Here is a 17,990-nt window from a genome sequence, read left to right as displayed (position 1 = left end):
CAATTCTACCCCACTCAGAACATCTTTTGAGAGTTTTTTTTAATATTCTCGTTTTATTTCCTGTAGATATGATTTGGGAGAATTTCCCGTATACTGTCTGAAAATACGGTAAAAGCTGGCTTCGGAATTAAAGCCACACTCGAAAGCTATACCGGTAAGACTTAAATGCTTATAAGCGGAATCATCGAGCCTTTTTTTGACTTCGTTTACCCGATAACCATTCACCCATGCTCGAAAATTCAGTCCGAAGCCAGCATTAATAGCCGCAGAAACTTGTCCCATCGGATAACCGATTGCTTTGGCCATTTCCCTAAGGCTCAATTCCGGTTCCAGAAAAAGAAGATGCTTCTCCATGGACTCTTTCAATGCTGATAGAATATCAGAATAGTCCTTTTCCTGTTCGATCATTGGTTCAGAAATATCCGGAAAATCTGCTGATTCGTCTTGTTTTTCTAACGCTTCCTGAGACAGCCTTACAGCCTGCATTTCAGAAGTTAATTCCATTTGATAGCCCCGAATCGAGAGAAAGTATATAAGTATGGTAAGATAGCTGTAAAAAATTTTGACATATGTAGAAGAATCAGTAAATCCTAGAATAGTAACCGGAATTGAAGATAAGAACAATACGGCACCCAATATGCCTGTCCCGATTAGAAGATTCCTGAGCCAGGTCAGTTCGGAATACTTTGTTGATGACTGGCTCATAAATAGCCACTGGCGATAGACTTGCGTTCTTCTCAAACTTAGATACCAATAAATAAGCGATAAAAAAAGTGTCGCAATATCTTCAATCCATTTAACGGTATTATGAAACAGAAATCCTTCTGCAATAAGATATTTTGTGTGAAAACCTGGCTCCATAAAAGTCATGGCATATACCACAACAGCGTGGAATTGGAATAAAACTACGGGCAAAAAATGCCATAGTTTATTACGTCTAAATACAAAATTATTCTCCGTCAATGAACAGGTGTATAAATAAAAAAGTGGTGGAATCAGAGTATCAATTGCCAATGGAAAATATTGTAAGGTAGGATGCTCATTGATATCAAAAATAGGCATTAGGATTTTGAAATTTAACAATGCTAGGATAATTAATATAGCTGATAATATTTTCTTATCCGGCAAGTTGGAAGGATAAGCCACAACAACACCAGCTCCTACTATACCCTGTATAGCACCCACAATAACAACTATATCCAAAACACTAAATACAACACTCATCTGCTCTCAGACCTATTAAATTATTTCATTAGTAAAGAAAAATCTCCATTCTGGGTTATATTATCGGAGCACTCATTCAAAAATAGTAATACATTGATTTACAATCAATATTATATAGACATTTATTTAACATAATATATTACATCTAAAAAACAGAAACTGTGTTTATTAACCAACACACAACTTAGGTAAAGCCTTTAAACAAAAATTTATTGGCAGGAGATTAATACAAAAATATTCCCTGTAGAATAAGGTTGATTATCTCTATCAAAACAAAAAACTGAACCCTCTTCGTTATTAAAAATTCCTAAGACTCGTATAGCCACTCTTCCCTTGTCATACACTTCCTTTCCCAGACAAAGTTGGACAACCATAATATCCATCTTTTTCTTACTTCTATTTTTATTACGCTAAATACAATAAGATATGGAACAAATTACAAAGGATGATCTAAGACAATTCGGAATGCAGCTATTGCATGACATTGAAATGCTGATTGACAAAAAAGTGCAACTACAAACTGATGATAGACCTAAGGAGCTGCTACAAGAATGGATAAGAAGTAAATCCATAAGGAGCATTATGAATATTTCTCCTGGAACGTTGCAAAATATTCGAATAACAGGAAAAATCCGCTTTCGAAAGATAATGGGATCATATTACTATAATAGAACTGATTTATTAAAACTATTTGGAGATGGAAATCAATAGCGAGACAGAGTGGATAAACTTTCTAGCAGCGATCACTCACGATTCAAGACTAAACGTTTGGCATCTTGCCCTACTACAAGCATTAATACAACTTGCTTACTTACAAAATGAAAAGAAAATAATACACGTAAGCCGAAGTAAACTTATGGCACTTTCTCATATTAATAACCTGTCTACCTACCACAAATATTTTAAGCAAATCCAAGAAATGTCTTATATAATATATACTCCATCATATCATCCAGGGTATAGAAGTACAGTAGAATTTGTATATGCATAACCTATAGCTACATAGTATTCAGTTATACTTAAACAAATTGACAATCCCTTTTACCTATAATTATAATTAAAATTAAGTCCGATAGCAAATCCTATCGGATTTATTGTTTTTTGAAAATACTTCAGAAATGAAATTATCGTGATAATAAATAGATTTAAAATCAGCTACCTTACCATTATTGTTTTTTGAACTGTTCTAGTCTGAAGAGATTTTCCGCTGCGCAGATAGAATGCGTCAGGAAGGAATTTATTTGTTTTAATAATTTGAGAACCAGATAGAGGATACGTATAATTACGTTAGGACTCCAGTATTTATACGCATTCTTAAAAAGTATATTATAATTTCAAATATGCATTTTAACTTGAAGGCAGATTGTTCCCTTTATCTGTTCGAAGAGTCAAATAGTATTCCCTCTTAATCACCTGTTTTCATTTTACTTAATTACACCAAAAGCTCATTTGAATAACAACAGCATTGGCAATTAGATTTTAGACATAATGTCATTTTAACAAAAATAAAATCATGTCTCTATGTGGCCTTATTAATTATCTCCCATGTTAACTCATGTCTTTGCTTAATAGGTCTAAATCCTATTAGATGTAAGGAAATATTCTTCCAATTAGCTTAATTCCCACTTATTTAAAGGCCGTTTTATGAAAACAGTCATTATATCCATATACCTATTATTGGTATCTGGTCGTGCGATCTCACAAGATTCCACATCGATTGCCCACAACCAAATATCTAAGAATTATTTTTCTCAGGTAAAACAGAAAACCGACAAAATGGATCGACGGATTTCCAAACAGAGTGAAGAGGTTCTTAGCCGCTTTATAAAGCAGGAGCAAAAGCTGAAACGCAAGTTGGGCAAAATCGATTCCTTGAAAGCGAATAATCTTTTTACACATTCCATTGATTCGCTGGGGAGCTTAAAATCACGCATGAAAGGGAAGGTGGTTAAATACTCCAGCGCCTTGTCACAAGCTAGTGGAGACCTCTATGTGGATAGTCTTAGCAACTCTATTGTCTTTCTAAAACAAACGAAAGGAATCCTGGAGCAATCCAAAGGCATCACCGATAAATTAAATGGATCATTAAAATCAATTGATGACTTGAAAGATAAACTTGCTTTGACAGAGCAGATAAAGGCCTATATCCGGGAGCGTAAACAAATGCTCAAAGATCAGTTAAGCCAGTATACTGGGTTTTCTAAGGACTTACAAAAAATGAATAAAGAAGCCTACTACTATACTCAGCAACTTAAAGAATACAAAGAAATATTTAAAGATAAAAAGAAGGCAGAGCAAAAGGCAATGGAATTAATGAAGAAAATACCTGCCTTTAATGAGTTTATGCAAAAGCACTCCCAGCTGGCTAGTCTTTTTAATATTCAGGGAAACGGCGCTTCAGCTCAAAGCCTAGAAGGCCTGCAAACCCGTAATCAGGTGGAGCAACTCATCCAACAACGCCTCGGTAGTGGCCCTAATGCTGGTGCTGCTTTGAGCCAGCAAATGTCGGAAGCAAGAAGCAAATTTGATGAGCTAAAATGTAAATTCCCAAACCTGGACAATACCGGTGATATGCCTGACTTTAAGCCTAAGGAAATGAAAACAAAAAGTTTCCTGCAACGCTTGGAGTTTGGAAGTAATATCCAGTTTCAACGCAGTAACAAATTCTTTCCGACTACTAGTGATTTAGCCGGGCAGGTTGCCTACAAATTTCATAAAAATGGTAGTGCAGGTCTTGGCCTCTCTTATAAACTGGGCATGGGTACAGGATTTAATAACATCCAATTTTCCAATCAAGGTATGGGCATACGGTCCTTTATGGATTGGAAAATAAAAGGAACAATTTTCTTGAATGGAGGCTATGAACAGAATTACCAACCTAACTACGAATGGGTGCCGACAAATTACGTCATTTTAGCAAGTAGAGTCATGCAGAAATGGACGCAGAGTGGACTAGTCGGTGTAAGTAAAAAATATAAGATAAACAGTAGGCTCAAAGGAAATGCGATGATACTATTCGATTTTTTATACAATCAGCATTACCCTCACACTGATCCTATAAAATTCCGAGTAGGTTACAATTTCTGAGTGCCAATAAATCAATTACCATAAAAAATTAATCTACATGTTATGTTGAAAAAATGTTATCCCTTATTTACTTTATTCTATCTGGTCTATATTGCGCCTGCTTTTTCCCAGGTAGAACTGCAAACCGGTAGACCGTTATTCAATATTTCTTTATTTCATTTCGATGACGCGTCAAGACTTTCCTGCGACATCACACTAAATTACTCGGGAGGAAATGGGATCAGGGTCAATCAAACTCCTACTACAGTTGGGCTTGGCTGGGAACTGATATCTGGAGGAGTTATCACCAGAAGAGCTAATGGACTCCCAGATGACCAAACAGGAGGTATATATGATGGTGACAGGATCGGAACCGGCCACATTACTTCTGGGCTTTCTACACTGTCACCAGCCCCCTTGAAGGGAGCCTACCTACCTCTTTTGCCCAACGGTACAGACCCACACTACTACAAGCCTGACTCAACGGTCCTGGCAGATGGAGAACAGGATAATTTCATCTTTCAGTTTGGAGGACGATCCGGCAGCTTTGTGATAAACCGGGAGGGCGAAATATATCCGTTAGACAAAACAAAGCTACGGATTGAAAAAATTGAAAAAAACTTAGTTCCTGACCATATCGTCACACGGATAAAAAGTTTTATCATAACTGATGAGAATGGAGTCCGGTACAAATTCGATCCCGGTGAAATCTCAAACATTATCACCTATGAGAACGGTAATAAGTTAATGGACGGTACAAGGGCACTCATTACTCAACGGTATAAAACCAGCAGCTATTCAGTGATTAATAGCTGGGTGCTGACTGAAATATCAGATCCGTTTAGCGGCAGTAAAATAACTTTTACTTATTCGGACTATAACGTGGAATACCTCCAGAGCAATGAAGGGATTTACTCGACCACCAGAGTAGATGGGGTCGATCAGGCTGCTCTTCAATTTATCCAGTCAAAATTCGCAGGCACCAAAAAGAGACTTACCGCTATTAATCTTCCAGGTGCCAAAACAGAAGTGAAACTGGTTTATTCTGATTCGGAGTTGGTCGATCTACCAGGTGAAAGAGCTCTGGCTCAATTACAAGTCCTTCGGGAAGGGATACAGACATCGGGCTACCAGTTCAATTATCAGTATTACTTTAAAGATTCAGTACGCGCTTTTAACTACTCATTTAATGCAGCAGAACTTCCTTATGCCAGGCTCTGTTTGAAATCTGTTCAAAAAATGGGGCTATTTAAAATGACGGAACCACCATATGAATTTTCTTATCTCTACAAAAGTTCAGTAACGCCTGCCACCATGCCCGCACGCGTTTTAGGCGGACAGGATTATTGGGGATACTTTAATGGCGATACCAATTTTGGTGACTTCTCAAACGTTTCCCATACTTATTCGAGTGTAAAGGCACTGGTCTCTGATATAAATAGAAGGCCGTCCTCATATGACATACCATCTATTGGTCTGTTAAAACAAATTATTTATCCAGGTGGTGGAAAATTGTTGTATGAGTATGAAAATAACACTGCTCTATTCGGAGTTTCATCTGTTCTGAGTGGTGGGGTAAGAGTTAAAAGGACGACGCTTATTGACATGGTCGATACCAGTAAGAAAATGATCCGCGATTACCGGTATGTCAAAACTGACGGTGGTAGTTCCGGATGGGGTTATGAAGCTCCACGCTATGATGATTCACTGAGCACTTATTATGTTATACCGCCATCGCAATATCCGGGTACTGTAGGAAGTTTAAGCTATAGTGTTGCTACTACCACCATGAATGACATCATAAGCAATCAACTGACAAGCTTTACCTCCATTTCGGGATCATTTGCATGGAACATGTTTGCCGGAATTGCCATCACCATCATTATTGATTTATTTACCCCACCCCCATCGACAAAGGTAATGACGGTTACCTCCTATCAGAAATTCAGTGCTCACCCTGCAAAAGCCAATGAACTTCCGCACATGTATAAACGGGTTGAGGTCTTTGAAGGCGCTGCTACGGATAACATCGGCAAAATAGTTTATGAATTTACTTCGCCAGACGATTTTCCACTTTTTGTTCCCGTTCAGCAACCTCCTTTCAGTGCCATTCCAAGATGTCTGCCTTGGGAATATGGTTTGCTCAAACGCAAAGTAGAATTGTCCCAATCCAATAAACCGGTGTCTGAGATAGTCAATAACTATAGTTTAGTTACGGGAGATGATGGCCCCGGCAAAGGTAATATTAAATGGAAGGCGACTCAAATGCTTGTCTGTCCAGAAAACCTGTTTAGCAGTTATTACGGTTCCGGATCAAGGATGATGGGTGACGGCTATGTAGCTAAAATCGGTAGGGCTTTGATAAATACGTCAACAGAAAAAAAATATGACACGACAGGCGCTTTTGTGCAATCTGTTACTAGTTATAATTATGATTCATCCACTTTTAATCCAATTCAAATAAGTGCTGTTAACAGCACCGGGGATACGGTTCAAAAACGTATTTATTACCAGGATGATTATAATCCGACGAATTCCATTGCCGTCAAAGTTATGAGGGATGCCAATATGGTGAACATTCCAATTGCTCAGGAAACGTGGCTTTTAAACAGCTCAGGCCGGCGGCTGACAGATGCAAGCATTACTGATTTTCGATTTTTAGCCAATGGGGATATTAAAGGCATTCATAACCTGAGTTTTCAAAACGATAGTCCAATTCCCCTTTCCGTAGCAGGAAGCTTTAATGCCAATGTTTTGAATCGTTTACCCACATACGTAAAGGCCCAGCAAAGCTTCAGCTTTGACGGCAATAGCAAACTTTTGCATGTTTCCAGTCCTAATGCAGCTGAAGGTGGTTATCAGTGGGGATATAATAAAGAGTATGTCGTTGCGGCAATTCAAAATGCTCATATGGCTCATACCGAAAAAAGCCTAACTCTGGGAACAGTCAATAATGGTAGCATTAATGCTAATGGCAATGAAACAAAAACAGTCTCTATAACCTTAGCTCAGGCAGGTACCATCTGTATCCAACTAAACGCTGTGGTTGGCAATAAGTATAATGGGGAGGCCCGCTCCTGTAGGTTTACACTTAGTGGTGGAAATCCATTAACCACCAAATCAGGTACCCTTTGTAATGTTGGAATATCGGATAACATTACCGACGCTTGGGACGATCTAAAACAATTGTATCCCCGCACCGTTGTGTTTGGGGATCTGCCGGCCGGAACTTATACACTTACTGTTAATAATTTCACATGGTATAATTTTGCCGCTGGCCAAACAACAACACTTAATTATTCCTATTGTACCGATCCATCTTCTTCATTTACCTCCGAAATTTTCTATGAAGGATTTGAAGAAAACGTAGCCGCTGCTACGGATAATCCATTCACAGGTAAGAAGTATCTTTTGGGAGATTACACAGTTCCATTTACAATGCCTAATGCAAGAAGCTATAAGGTAGACTACCGTTACCTTTCCTCCGGTAAATGGATTTACAACTCAAAGCCATACACCAATAATATGGTGCTCTCCGATGGAACTGGTATAGATGAGATAAGGGTTTATCCTACAGACGCGATTATTAGTACCAGAACCTACGATCCTCTAATTGGACTTACCTCAGAATCGGACCAGAATGGTAATACGACGATTTACGAATATGATCCCTTGGGTCATATAAGTATCGTCAGGGATCAAGACCGCAATATCCTCCGCAGGATTTGCTACAACTATGCAGGTGAGATAGAAAACTGCGGTGGTTCGGTATTTGGCAATGTACTGGTTTCCCAATCCTTTCTACCGACAAATTGTTCGTCAGGATTTACGCCTCATCCTGTGGTATACACCGTTCCGGCAGGTACTTATACTTCCGATGATCAGCGAACAGCTGATGCCAAGGCGCTATCAGATATTCAAAAGAACGGACAAGCGTACGCCAATCAGCAAAATGCCTGTGATTGCACGGGCAATGACCATGCGGTTATCAATGGTGTCTGCGAGCTTGGTACTTATGAAGACTTTATTGAGCCAGTTGCAGGTGGAAAATGTCGAAGTGGATATTGGTACAGGTTCTCTGATGGTTCGCATAGTCCCAAAATATTAGGCGGATTTGTTAACTGCCCGTAATAGTAAACCAAAAAATTAAATCATTTTTAATCCATTTTTATGACTTCGATATTCATAAAAAGAATTTATAGTATTCTGTACTGCCTTACACTAATACTTAATGTTAAAAGTCAGGTCAAACCTGCCGCAGGCACACAGCCAAATGCCGTAGCTATCCCCATCCCGACTGCTTATCAAAATCCTATTAAAAGTTATGTCAGGACTTGGATTCCTTCCATGCCGACTACTGATCCGGCCACAGTTACGGCGACTACGAGATCGCTATCCGAAGTACTACAAATGACCGACTACGCTGATGGTCTTTTAAGGCCGCTACAGTCTGTAGCAAAAGGGCTTAGCACCAGCGGCAAAGACATTGTTGTTCCTAACGTTTATGACCAATTTGGAAGAAGTAAATACACTTATCTACCTTATGTTCAAACAACGGGCAATGTTAGTGATGGGAAATTTAAAAACGACCCTTTTGCCGGTCAGAATGTTTTTTACAAGGATAATGTTTTAAGCCCCTCCAGTAAAGGAGAAAGTATCTTCTATGGGGCCACAGAATTTGAGCTGGCTCCTTCCTCTGTTCCAATAAAATCCTTTGGGCCTGGAAATACCTGGTCCAAAGAAGGAGCTGCCAGGTCTCAACAACAATACTCATTTTCCAATACCGTTTCGGACTCCGTAAGGGTATGGACCCTTAATGCAAGTGGTATTCCTACAACCACCCGTATTTATCCTGCCGGAGAGCTATCTGAGCGACAATATAAAGATCAGACGGGAACACAGCTTGTTGATTATTTCGATAAGAGCGGCAAGCTGATTTTAAAAAAATCTCAAAGTGCCGCTATTCCAGGAACAGCCCACCTGGGGTGGTTATGTACCTACTTCGTTTATGACGACTTTGGAAAATTAAGGGTTATAATCCCACCATTGGCAGTTGAAAAGATAATGCCAACATGGAATATTTCCAGCATTTTATCAGGTTTGTGTATAATGTACCGCTATGATGCCCGTGGAAGAAATATTGTTGCTAAGCTTCCAGGTGCTGATTCAACGGAAACCATTTATGATACAAGGGACCGTCCAGTACTATCGCGTGATGGAAATTTGAAAGCCAAGCAACAATGGCTGATCACCTATTATGATGGACTCGATAGGCCCGTAAAAACCTCTCTGTATGCCTCAGCTTCGACTAGAAGTGCGTTACAGGCTCAGGTAGACGTCGCTCCAATCGGAACTTTTCCATTTATAACTGGGGCCAACCTGACGGACCTTGTATTTACTTTTTATGACGATAACTATTCATTTCAGGGAGCACAGGTACCCGTAACATCTGATTTCGGAAAGCCCCAAAGTGGCTCCAATCCTTATCCGGAGGCGAATATCTCTATCAGCCATCGGTTGAGCGGAAAAGTAACCGGCGCCCGAATCCGTGTTTTAGGGACAAATCAATGGCTTGCAGCCACTATTTATTATAATGATAAAGGCAGAGTTATACAAACGATTTCTGACAATATTGCTGGCGGCAAAGCGGTAACGACTTACCTTTATGACTTCAGCGGCAAGTTGCTCAGCACCTATCTTAGGCATACCAATCCACGAAGTACCATTACCCCACAGACCACCATTCTAACGCAAACATTGTTTAATGCTTCGGGAAAAATAACGGAAACTAGTATACTTCTTAATGACGTAGCCGCCACCAAACGGACAGTGGGCAGTTATAGCTATGATGAGGGTGGTAGGCTTAAAACCAGAAGATTAGGGATTATCAATAACATTGCCAGGGAAACGCTCAATTATGATTTTACTATTCAGGGCTGGCTAAAGGCCATAAACAAAGATTTTGTGAATACAGCCGGTAGCAGCACCAATTGGTTTGGAGAGGAACTGGCATACGATTATGGTTTCACTGCCAATCAATACGACGGTGGCATTGCAGGTACAAAATGGAAAAGCAGAGGCGATGGCATTGCCAGGGCCTATGGCTACAGTTATGACAGCACCAACAGGATACTAAAGGCCGACTTTTCACAACAAAACGCGGGAGCTACAGCCTGGACTACTGATAAAGTTGACTTTTCTGTAAGTGGCCTTGGATATGACGCCAATGGTAATATTCAAAGCATGGTGCAAAAGGGAATGAAAGGGCTTTCTATTGCCACTATAGACAGCCTAAAATATGGATACATCCCAAATACCAATAAAGTATTCTTTGTCACAGATAAAAATAATGACCCGCAAAGCAAATTGGGCGACTTTAAAGAAATCAATAATAATGAATCCCAGGATTATGCCTACGACTCCTCTGGCAATTTAACGCTTGACATGAACCGGCTTTTAAGTCCTAAGCCGTACAATTTTTTGAATCTGCCGGACAGCCTCACTGTATTAGGTAAAGGATATATTGAGTATGCATACGATGCCCTTGGTAACCGACTTCGTAAAAAAGTAACCGACGTATCAGGCTCCACGGTGGTGGTCAAGACAATGGACTATATTGATGGTTTCGTATATCAAAATGATAGCTTATTGTATTTTTCCCATGATGAAGGGAGAGTGAGAGCTACCTATGCTACCGGTAAGCCGGTGGCTTTAGTATATGACTATTTTATTTCTGATCATCTGGATAATACAAGATCCATTCTAACCGAAGAAACCAATTTGGCTTCTTATGCTGCCACTATGGAAACGGCCAGTTCCGCTAAAGAAAATGCTTTATTTTCTAATATTGATAATACCAGAAGTGCAAAGCCTGTTGGGTATCCGGCTGATGGCACCACTTCTCCGAACGATTATGTTTCAAAATTAAACGCAAGCGCAGGCACCCAAAAAATTGGTCCTTCTATTGTTTTACGGGTAATGGCAGGCGATACGATTCAACTTGGCGCTAAGGCATTTTACAAATCAGCTGCCGCTAGTACTTCTAGCACTACTCCAGCCAATATGCTGGCTGCGCTACTACAGGCTTTTGCATCAGGCTCAATGCCATCCGAAGGAGTTCATGGTAATGGCACAGGACCGGGCTCCCCACTTGCAACCAACTTTTCGGCAGCAAATTATCAAGCGATAAGGGATAAAGATCCAAATCAGAACCAAACAGCTAAGCCCAAGGCCTATTTGAATTATGTGCTATTTGATGACCTGCTTAATATGGTAGATGAAAATAGTGGCGTAAGGCAGGTACAGGGAAGCCCTGATCAATTACAGACTTTAGCCACTGACAGGATGGTGATAAAAAAGGATGGATTCATCTATGTTTATACGAGCAATGAGAGTATCCAAGATGTGTTTTTCGATAATATAGTGGTCGCCCACAATAGCGGACCATTATTAGAGGAAACACATTACTATCCCTTTGGACTGACCATGGCAGGGATTAGTTCGAAAGCACTAAAAAACCCATACGCTGAAAATAAAAACAATTACAATGGCATAGAGCAAACTACTGAGCTTGGTTTAAACCAATATGATGCAGAATACCGTACCCTTGATCCGCAAACAGGAAGATGGTGGCAAATGGACCCGGCGGCGGAGACATATCCCGGTATAAGTCCGTACAGTAGCAGTTTTAATAATCCAATATATTTTAATGATCCTTTAGGGGATGATCCGATCAAAGTATTTATTGATGGTGTTGGATGGACATATACCTATATCGTGCCGGAAACCGGTAGAGCTGTTGCGAAGAATCTTGCTAAAGGGTTTGCTGATGGCGCAATCAGAAGCTTTGCTACCAATGGTTTTAATCAAATAGCAAGTTACGTAAATAGGCAAAATCTTGGGTCCCAGCGTATAGATTTGCAAACCTTACCTAGTCTCCAGGCAGAACCTATGACAATGCCGGATGACCAGAATTTCGAGCTTAATAATGGGTTCCCTATACGTAATTTTGAGGCATATAATACCACTCCACAGGCATTTAGAGATGGTATCGCTGTCAATAGGAAAACCTTTATATTTGTTACAGACTACGTAGAACCTGTTGTGACAACAGTAACAACGATGGGGTTGGAAGGATTGTTGACTAGTGGCGTTGTAAGAAAACTCTCTGTTTCAACGATTTTTAGAATGGCTAGAAATGGCGGCAAAGCAGTAGGACAAACCGCTGCAGAGACAACAGGTTTAACTAGTTCTTTTGCATCCAGAGGAGTTCAAGCCAATAGAACAGCAGGAAATGTTTTTAGAGATGAATTGGCTCAGGCCTTAGAAGCTGAGGGAAAAACTGTTTATAAAGAAGTTTACAAGAAGACACCTTTTGGAAGAAGATACCTCGATATTGATGTATGGACAGCACCTATCGAATCTGGCGGTAGAAATCTTGGAGGGATTGAAGCAAAAGCCAGCATGAATGCGAGGTACCGTGCGGCACAGAGGGCAAAAGACATTTGGCTATGGTTCGCTGAAAGGTATAGAGTAAATGTTGTTAGAAAACCCTTAAATTGGTAAAATGGATAAGTTTCAAGAATTAATATCGCGAATTGGAAAGGAATTAAAATTAAAGGGATGGTCAAAAAAGGCTAATACGTTCTATTTTTCCCAATATAATAATTGGGGATTATTATATTTTCAACGTAGCGTAAATAATCAATCGAACAAAACAAGTTTTACAATAAACTTAGGTGTTTCATCAACAGTAATTAGAGCATTTAATGAGGATGACTTAACGAAAAGGCCTCCATTTGAAGATTCCCACTGGACTCTTAGAATAGGAGATTTAATGCCTGGCAAAAGAGATTATTGGTGGGAAATTGATGACAATATTGATTTGGAAGTATTGTATCTGGAGATTAAAGATCACATTCTGAAGTTAGCTGTTCCTAAAATAGAATTGCACCTATCTGATAGTGCTCTCGAAGAAAATTGGTTAAAAAAAGAAACATCAGGCCCAGAGGAATTAAAACGACTAATAAATTTAACCGTCCTATTAAAATATTATAAAAAAGATTCTTTTGATTCAAAAGTTTTGGATCTAATTAATTATACTAAAAATAATCGTTGTGAATATCTTGCAAATGTTCACTTGACACAACTAAACAATTTATATGCTACAAAATGAATTGGTCGGTACTTGGTTGGCAGATCCGAATGACCTTGAAACACAACAACTCTATGGAAGCGGAGCTTCCATAGAGTTTAAGCCCAACGGTGATCTAATTTACAATATTAACGAGGATGGAAGGTTACAGGTAATATTTATGACTTATGAAATAGTAGGAAATCAGCTAATAACAAATCAGCCTTCAATGCCTAATAAAGAAACCACTGTTTTCAAGTTAAATGGAAATAGCTTAGAACTGAATTATGAGGGCGCAATTTCTCTATTTATTCGAGTATAAGTGCACTATTACAAATAACAGTTTAGTCATATATTAAATTCTATAAAATTCCCTGATAAAGAAACTTTGGTAAGGCTGTGTGATGGAGAGGATGAATTAATTAAATCTGTTGATTTATGTGGGTTCAATCCAATCTGGTTGGATTATCAGCCCAATAGCCTAGCCTGGCCTTTAATGTCAGAAAGGGTTAAGCTACTTATTGAAAAAAATTTAACCGGCACTGAGCAACTAACCTGGGTATCAGAGAATTTATTATATACTTAATGGCATAGCTGTATATTATATCCGACAGCACTTATATTTTTTTTAAAATTGCTTAATTTTTTTTGTGGCAAAACATATAGTTGAAGAGTGGCAAAAAGCTTTTCCCGATTTATCAACTCATGAAAAGAATAAATTTTACAAAATTATTGGGCCTCTTTTAGTAGGAATTGAATTGAAGAAATTACCCATGAGTGATCATTATAGACCCTATTTTGTACTTTATGGTCTATGGCCTAATAGGAATGGGAATGATTTAAAAGCTAGCCTTGTTGGCCCATTACTGCTTTATGAATTTCTTGATGAAAAAGGATTTCAATATGATTTAACATATGATCCTAACTTGATCCCCGTAGCAGTTTCAAACATAAAAAATCAAATATTAATACCGTTGCAAGGGGACGTAAAAACTGAAACAATACTTAACCTTGTTGATATTGTTTCAAAAAGACCACCCTTAAGCCACGCCCCTGGCTCATTTTTATATGCTGCATTGCAAGAGAATCTTTTCAATGTTTTGTTGTATGTAAATAAATTTGGGGCAAAGGATCTATTAAATAAAATTGCGGAACATGAGTGGGATGAAAATCATTTTAAATTGGCTGGTCGAGATGTTTATCTATGGTTGGCATCCTTAAGAGATAGAATTAAGAATAGGAATGAGTTTTTGGAGGCAATAGATGTCAATCGAAATGATAAAAAGTTGGAAAAGCTTCCTTTTTCAAATCTTATTGAATAAGATTCTGATTTTTGATCTATAGTATGTTTAAAATGAATTAGAACAGAAAGCTTAGAAAGAAGACGGACAACAAATGCGGCGGGTGATCAAGTCGAAAAAAGGATAAGTACAGCGTTTCACCACTGGTTTATTACTCAAAAATTGCATAAGAGCTTCTGGTAAAATTAAAGATCCAGAAGCTCTTAATATTGAGTTACAAATGCTAAAAACTAATCGATTCAGAAAACATTGAATCTATTGCATAATCTTAATCAACAGAAATTCTTACGTTTCAAAGAATCAAAAAATTCAATTATCTGTAAAAGCCAACATTTGATCTTATACATTTTGAAAGACGTAATTTTAGTTAATCTCACAATTCATTATTTCCCTTTGCTCCTAATACATAACCGGATTTGTTGAATGGTTCAATCCAAATTAATTTTCGGTCTTTCCATCCTGGGCCACATGCTTGTTTACGAGGAAAGCCTAAACCAGAATTCCCACTTACAATAAATCCTTCTATGTTAATACTTATTTTATTCCAGTTACTATTAATAATTGTAAATGGGAAGTCCTCCTCATTCAACAACCTTTCCGGTGATTTTCTAGTTCCATGCTTTTGGCCTGGAGGAACAATATATATATCAACAGCTGCTAATAAAATAAAAGTCAATAATTGATAGAATAACAAACGACCTTCATCTGCAATTGGCAATTTAGAATTACCCTCCGTGACATCCACCTCCTTATTTGCTAAATCAAAATCAAATACGACGTAGTTAATGCCTCGTTCCCCAGCTCTGAGTTTGAAAGGTTCTTCAATATCTTGAAATTTGCTATAGATTGCAATTATCCTATTATCTTTTTTCAAAAAACGAATAAACCGTTCTCCGAATGACCATTGTTTTACATTTTCATCAAGTTTGTGGTTAAGCCAGTTTAAATCAAATGGCTCCTCAACTTTTATTTTTTTACAGTCCTTTATTACTGATTCTGTAATATAATAATGCCTGCAATCCTTCTCTGAGAAAATTGGCTCAAGTTCAGGAACTTCTCTCCCCTTTAGCTCCGCATATTGTTTAATGAGGATCGGTTTAAATTTATCTATACTTTTCACAAATGTAACCCCAAGTAGATGCCTTGTTTGCATTGTATTTACATTATTTTAGGTAATTTATGAAAAGTTTTTTAATACCTACACCGAATGAATGAAATCAATTATTTTACTGATTCAGATATAGCGTTAACTTTATTTCTATAGCAATAAGTTCAAATAGTGGCTTTTACAACTTTGCTGATATCTGCCTTAAATTTCTTAAAACTCGCCTCAAATTGGGCCAGCCTAATTTTAAAAACGTTTCGTTCGCTTGTATGTTGCGCTAATTTTAGATTCACAAACTCTTTATTAAGGTGCTTTAATAGTCTTGCAATATCTTCCTCATTCTCAATTTGTGAAGATTCTGAACCTGACAATCTTTCGTTTAATTCTATCATTTCCCGGCTTATCGTTTCCTGTTCAGTAATAGCATAGTCTTCAGTCTGTTTTACAGAGTGGTGCCCCAGCATTTCTTTAACAACATTTATTGGTACACCGTTATTAAGAGTTATCGTACTGGCAAATGTTCGTCTTGCTTTGTGTGTATTAAGAGATGTATTGATCCCACACAACGTTGCTATTTCTTTAAGATACTCGTTCATCTTTTGATTGGATTTCACTGGGAGTATTGAACCTCTTGATATACACAGAGGATTATCCTTATATTTATTCAAAATTTCTAATGCTTTGGGAAGAAGGGGTATGTCCGTATTGGATTTTGATTTTTGTCGACTGCTCATAATCCACAATCTGCCATCATTCCCTTCCTTAATATCCGTTTTTTTTAATTGATAGGCATCAATATAGGCTAGACCGGTATAACATTGAAAAACAAATATATCCCGAATAGTGGAAAGTCTATCGCTCTGAAACTCTTTATTTTCTAGTGCTTGTAATTCCACCCTAGTCAAAGGTTTCTTTTTAATCTTCGTCTTTTTGCTTTTAAACAATTTAAATGGATCTTGTAGAATAAGTTCCTTTGCAATCGCACGGAGCACTATCTTTTTAAAATTTGATATGTATTTCAAACTTGTATTATTGGAACAGTTCCTGACTGTTTTCAGATAAAACATATAGTCAGTGACAAATTCATAATTCAATTCACGAAATTCAAGATCATCTCTTTTATATTTAAAAAAAATAAATTCCTGCACATGAGAACGTGCAGTCACATAACGGGTATGAGTTCCCTTTGCAAACTCTTTCTTTTCAACTAACGCCTGCAACTCATCATTATGCGTCTGAAATTCTTCAAGTACTTTAGCTTTTGAAGGTTCGTTTCCTTTTATAAATTCAATAATCCGAGCAGCAATAATTGTTTTTCCTGTATTGACTAACTCAGTTTTGAAATTATCAACTTTTAATTGTAGGGAATCTAAAAAGAAATTGAGCGACCTAGCATCTTCTTTCGTACCAATAGCTCTTTCTAAATTCTGATCCCATCTGCGCATATCCCATTTGCGCTTCGTTGAGGTTTCCTTAGGAACTCCATCAACGGTAATTCTCACATAAACATATCTGAATAGTTCAGATTTACTTTTCGGGCTTTTTAAAAAGAATGTTAGCCCATAACTAATCTCTAGCATAATTCGAAAATTTTAGTATTAATAAATTTCGAAATAATGCTTCTTCAAATCAAGTCGTACGCCTGCAATACATGTTGATTATCAACATATTAAGTACTAATCTGTGGCACTTTTTTTCATAACCTAAAAGTGCCACGATATTGCCACATAGATTATGAGGCTTTTTGCAAATTTTGGGATTTCCTCAAAAAAAATAAAGCCTGCAATTTTTTAAAATTGCAGGCTTTATTAGCTCTTTTAAGCATTTGTTAGTGTATGCTTTCACTTATAGCGGAGAGAGAGGGATTCGAACCCCCGGACCTGTTACAGTCAATAGTTTTCAAGACTATCGCAATCGACCACTCTGCCATCTCTCCTTAAACTCCAGTTATACTGTCGTTTTCAGTGGTGCAAATATAGAATGTTTTTTAATTCTGACAAAATAATTATTAGATAAATTTTAGCAAATTGAAATAATCCACTAAAAATCAACTTAATTATTTTCTGTAATCTACTTACTGATCAACAAAATTTGAGAAAATCAGATATACAATAAACGCATCAAATCAATGATGCGTTTATTGTATATTATATAAAAATAA

Annotated in this window: 10 protein-coding genes and 1 tRNA gene; 7 read left to right on the top strand and 4 right to left on the bottom strand. The window is 37.8% G+C overall.

Annotated features, from left to right (window positions below):
- Nucleotides 1–39: 39 nt before the first annotated feature.
- The gene (locus NG806_RS00675) at nucleotides 40–1,224 is read right to left on the bottom strand and encodes a helix-turn-helix domain-containing protein (protein WP_261511536.1); all 1,185 of its coding nucleotides are present in this window, start codon (nucleotides 1,222–1,224) and stop codon (nucleotides 40–42) included.
- Nucleotides 1,225–1,650: 426 nt separating this feature from the next.
- On the opposite strand from NG806_RS00675, the gene NG806_RS00670 reads away from it, so the two are divergent.
- The 7 genes from NG806_RS00670 to NG806_RS00640 all read left to right on the top strand — a co-directional run bounded on the left by NG806_RS00670 (nucleotide 1,651) and on the right by NG806_RS00640 (nucleotide 14,745).
- On the top strand, nucleotides 1,651–1,935 hold the full coding sequence (locus NG806_RS00670) for a helix-turn-helix domain-containing protein (protein WP_261511535.1): 285 nt from the start codon (nucleotides 1,651–1,653) through the stop codon (nucleotides 1,933–1,935).
- A gap of 933 nt (nucleotides 1,936–2,868) precedes the next feature.
- Nucleotides 2,869–4,311 carry a hypothetical protein gene (locus NG806_RS00665; protein WP_261511534.1) on the top strand — a complete coding sequence of 481 codons (1,443 nt, stop codon included), beginning with the start codon at nucleotides 2,869–2,871 and terminating at the stop codon, nucleotides 4,309–4,311.
- A 42-nt stretch (nucleotides 4,312–4,353) separates the two neighbouring features.
- A complete protein-coding gene (locus NG806_RS00660; RefSeq protein ID WP_261511533.1) occupies nucleotides 4,354–8,421 on the top strand; it encodes a DUF5977 domain-containing protein in 4,068 nt (1,355 codons plus the stop codon).
- Between the two features lie 39 nt (nucleotides 8,422–8,460).
- On the top strand, nucleotides 8,461–12,855 hold the full coding sequence (locus NG806_RS00655; protein WP_261511532.1) for a DUF6443 domain-containing protein: 4,395 nt from the start codon (nucleotides 8,461–8,463) through the stop codon (nucleotides 12,853–12,855).
- A gap of 1 nt (nucleotide 12,856) precedes the next feature.
- Nucleotides 12,857–13,465: a DUF4304 domain-containing protein gene (locus tag NG806_RS00650; RefSeq protein ID WP_261511531.1), complete on the top strand. Its 609-nt coding sequence runs from the start codon at nucleotides 12,857–12,859 to the stop codon at nucleotides 13,463–13,465.
- Nucleotides 13,452–13,745, top strand: coding sequence for a hypothetical protein (locus NG806_RS00645; protein WP_261511530.1), 294 nt, complete (start codon nucleotides 13,452–13,454; stop codon nucleotides 13,743–13,745). Before NG806_RS00650 ends, NG806_RS00645 begins: the two co-directional genes overlap by 14 nt.
- Before the next feature lie 328 nt (nucleotides 13,746–14,073).
- Nucleotides 14,074–14,745 carry a hypothetical protein gene (locus NG806_RS00640; RefSeq protein WP_261511529.1) on the top strand — a complete coding sequence of 224 codons (672 nt, stop codon included), beginning with the start codon at nucleotides 14,074–14,076 and terminating at the stop codon, nucleotides 14,743–14,745.
- 352 nt (nucleotides 14,746–15,097) lie between these two features.
- Here NG806_RS00640 and NG806_RS00635 read toward each other — a convergent pair whose 3' ends face one another.
- The 3 genes from NG806_RS00635 to NG806_RS00625 form a co-directional block, all read right to left on the bottom strand.
- The gene (locus tag NG806_RS00635) at nucleotides 15,098–15,877 is read right to left on the bottom strand and encodes a hypothetical protein (protein ID WP_261511528.1); all 780 of its coding nucleotides are present in this window, start codon (nucleotides 15,875–15,877) and stop codon (nucleotides 15,098–15,100) included.
- Nucleotides 15,878–15,996: 119 nt separating this feature from the next.
- Entirely contained in the window at nucleotides 15,997–17,409 is a 1,413-nt protein-coding gene (locus tag NG806_RS00630) for a site-specific integrase (protein WP_261511527.1), read from the bottom strand.
- A 271-nt stretch (nucleotides 17,410–17,680) separates the two neighbouring features.
- A tRNA-Ser gene (locus tag NG806_RS00625) sits at nucleotides 17,681–17,765 on the bottom strand.
- Between the last annotated feature and the right edge of the window lie 225 nt (nucleotides 17,766–17,990).

The sequence above is a fragment of the Chryseobacterium paludis genome (genome assembly GCF_025403485.1).
GTDB classification, from domain to species: Bacteria; Bacteroidota; Bacteroidia; order Flavobacteriales; family Weeksellaceae; genus Chryseobacterium; species Chryseobacterium paludis.
This window is presented reverse-complemented; position numbering and strand designations above follow the sequence as displayed.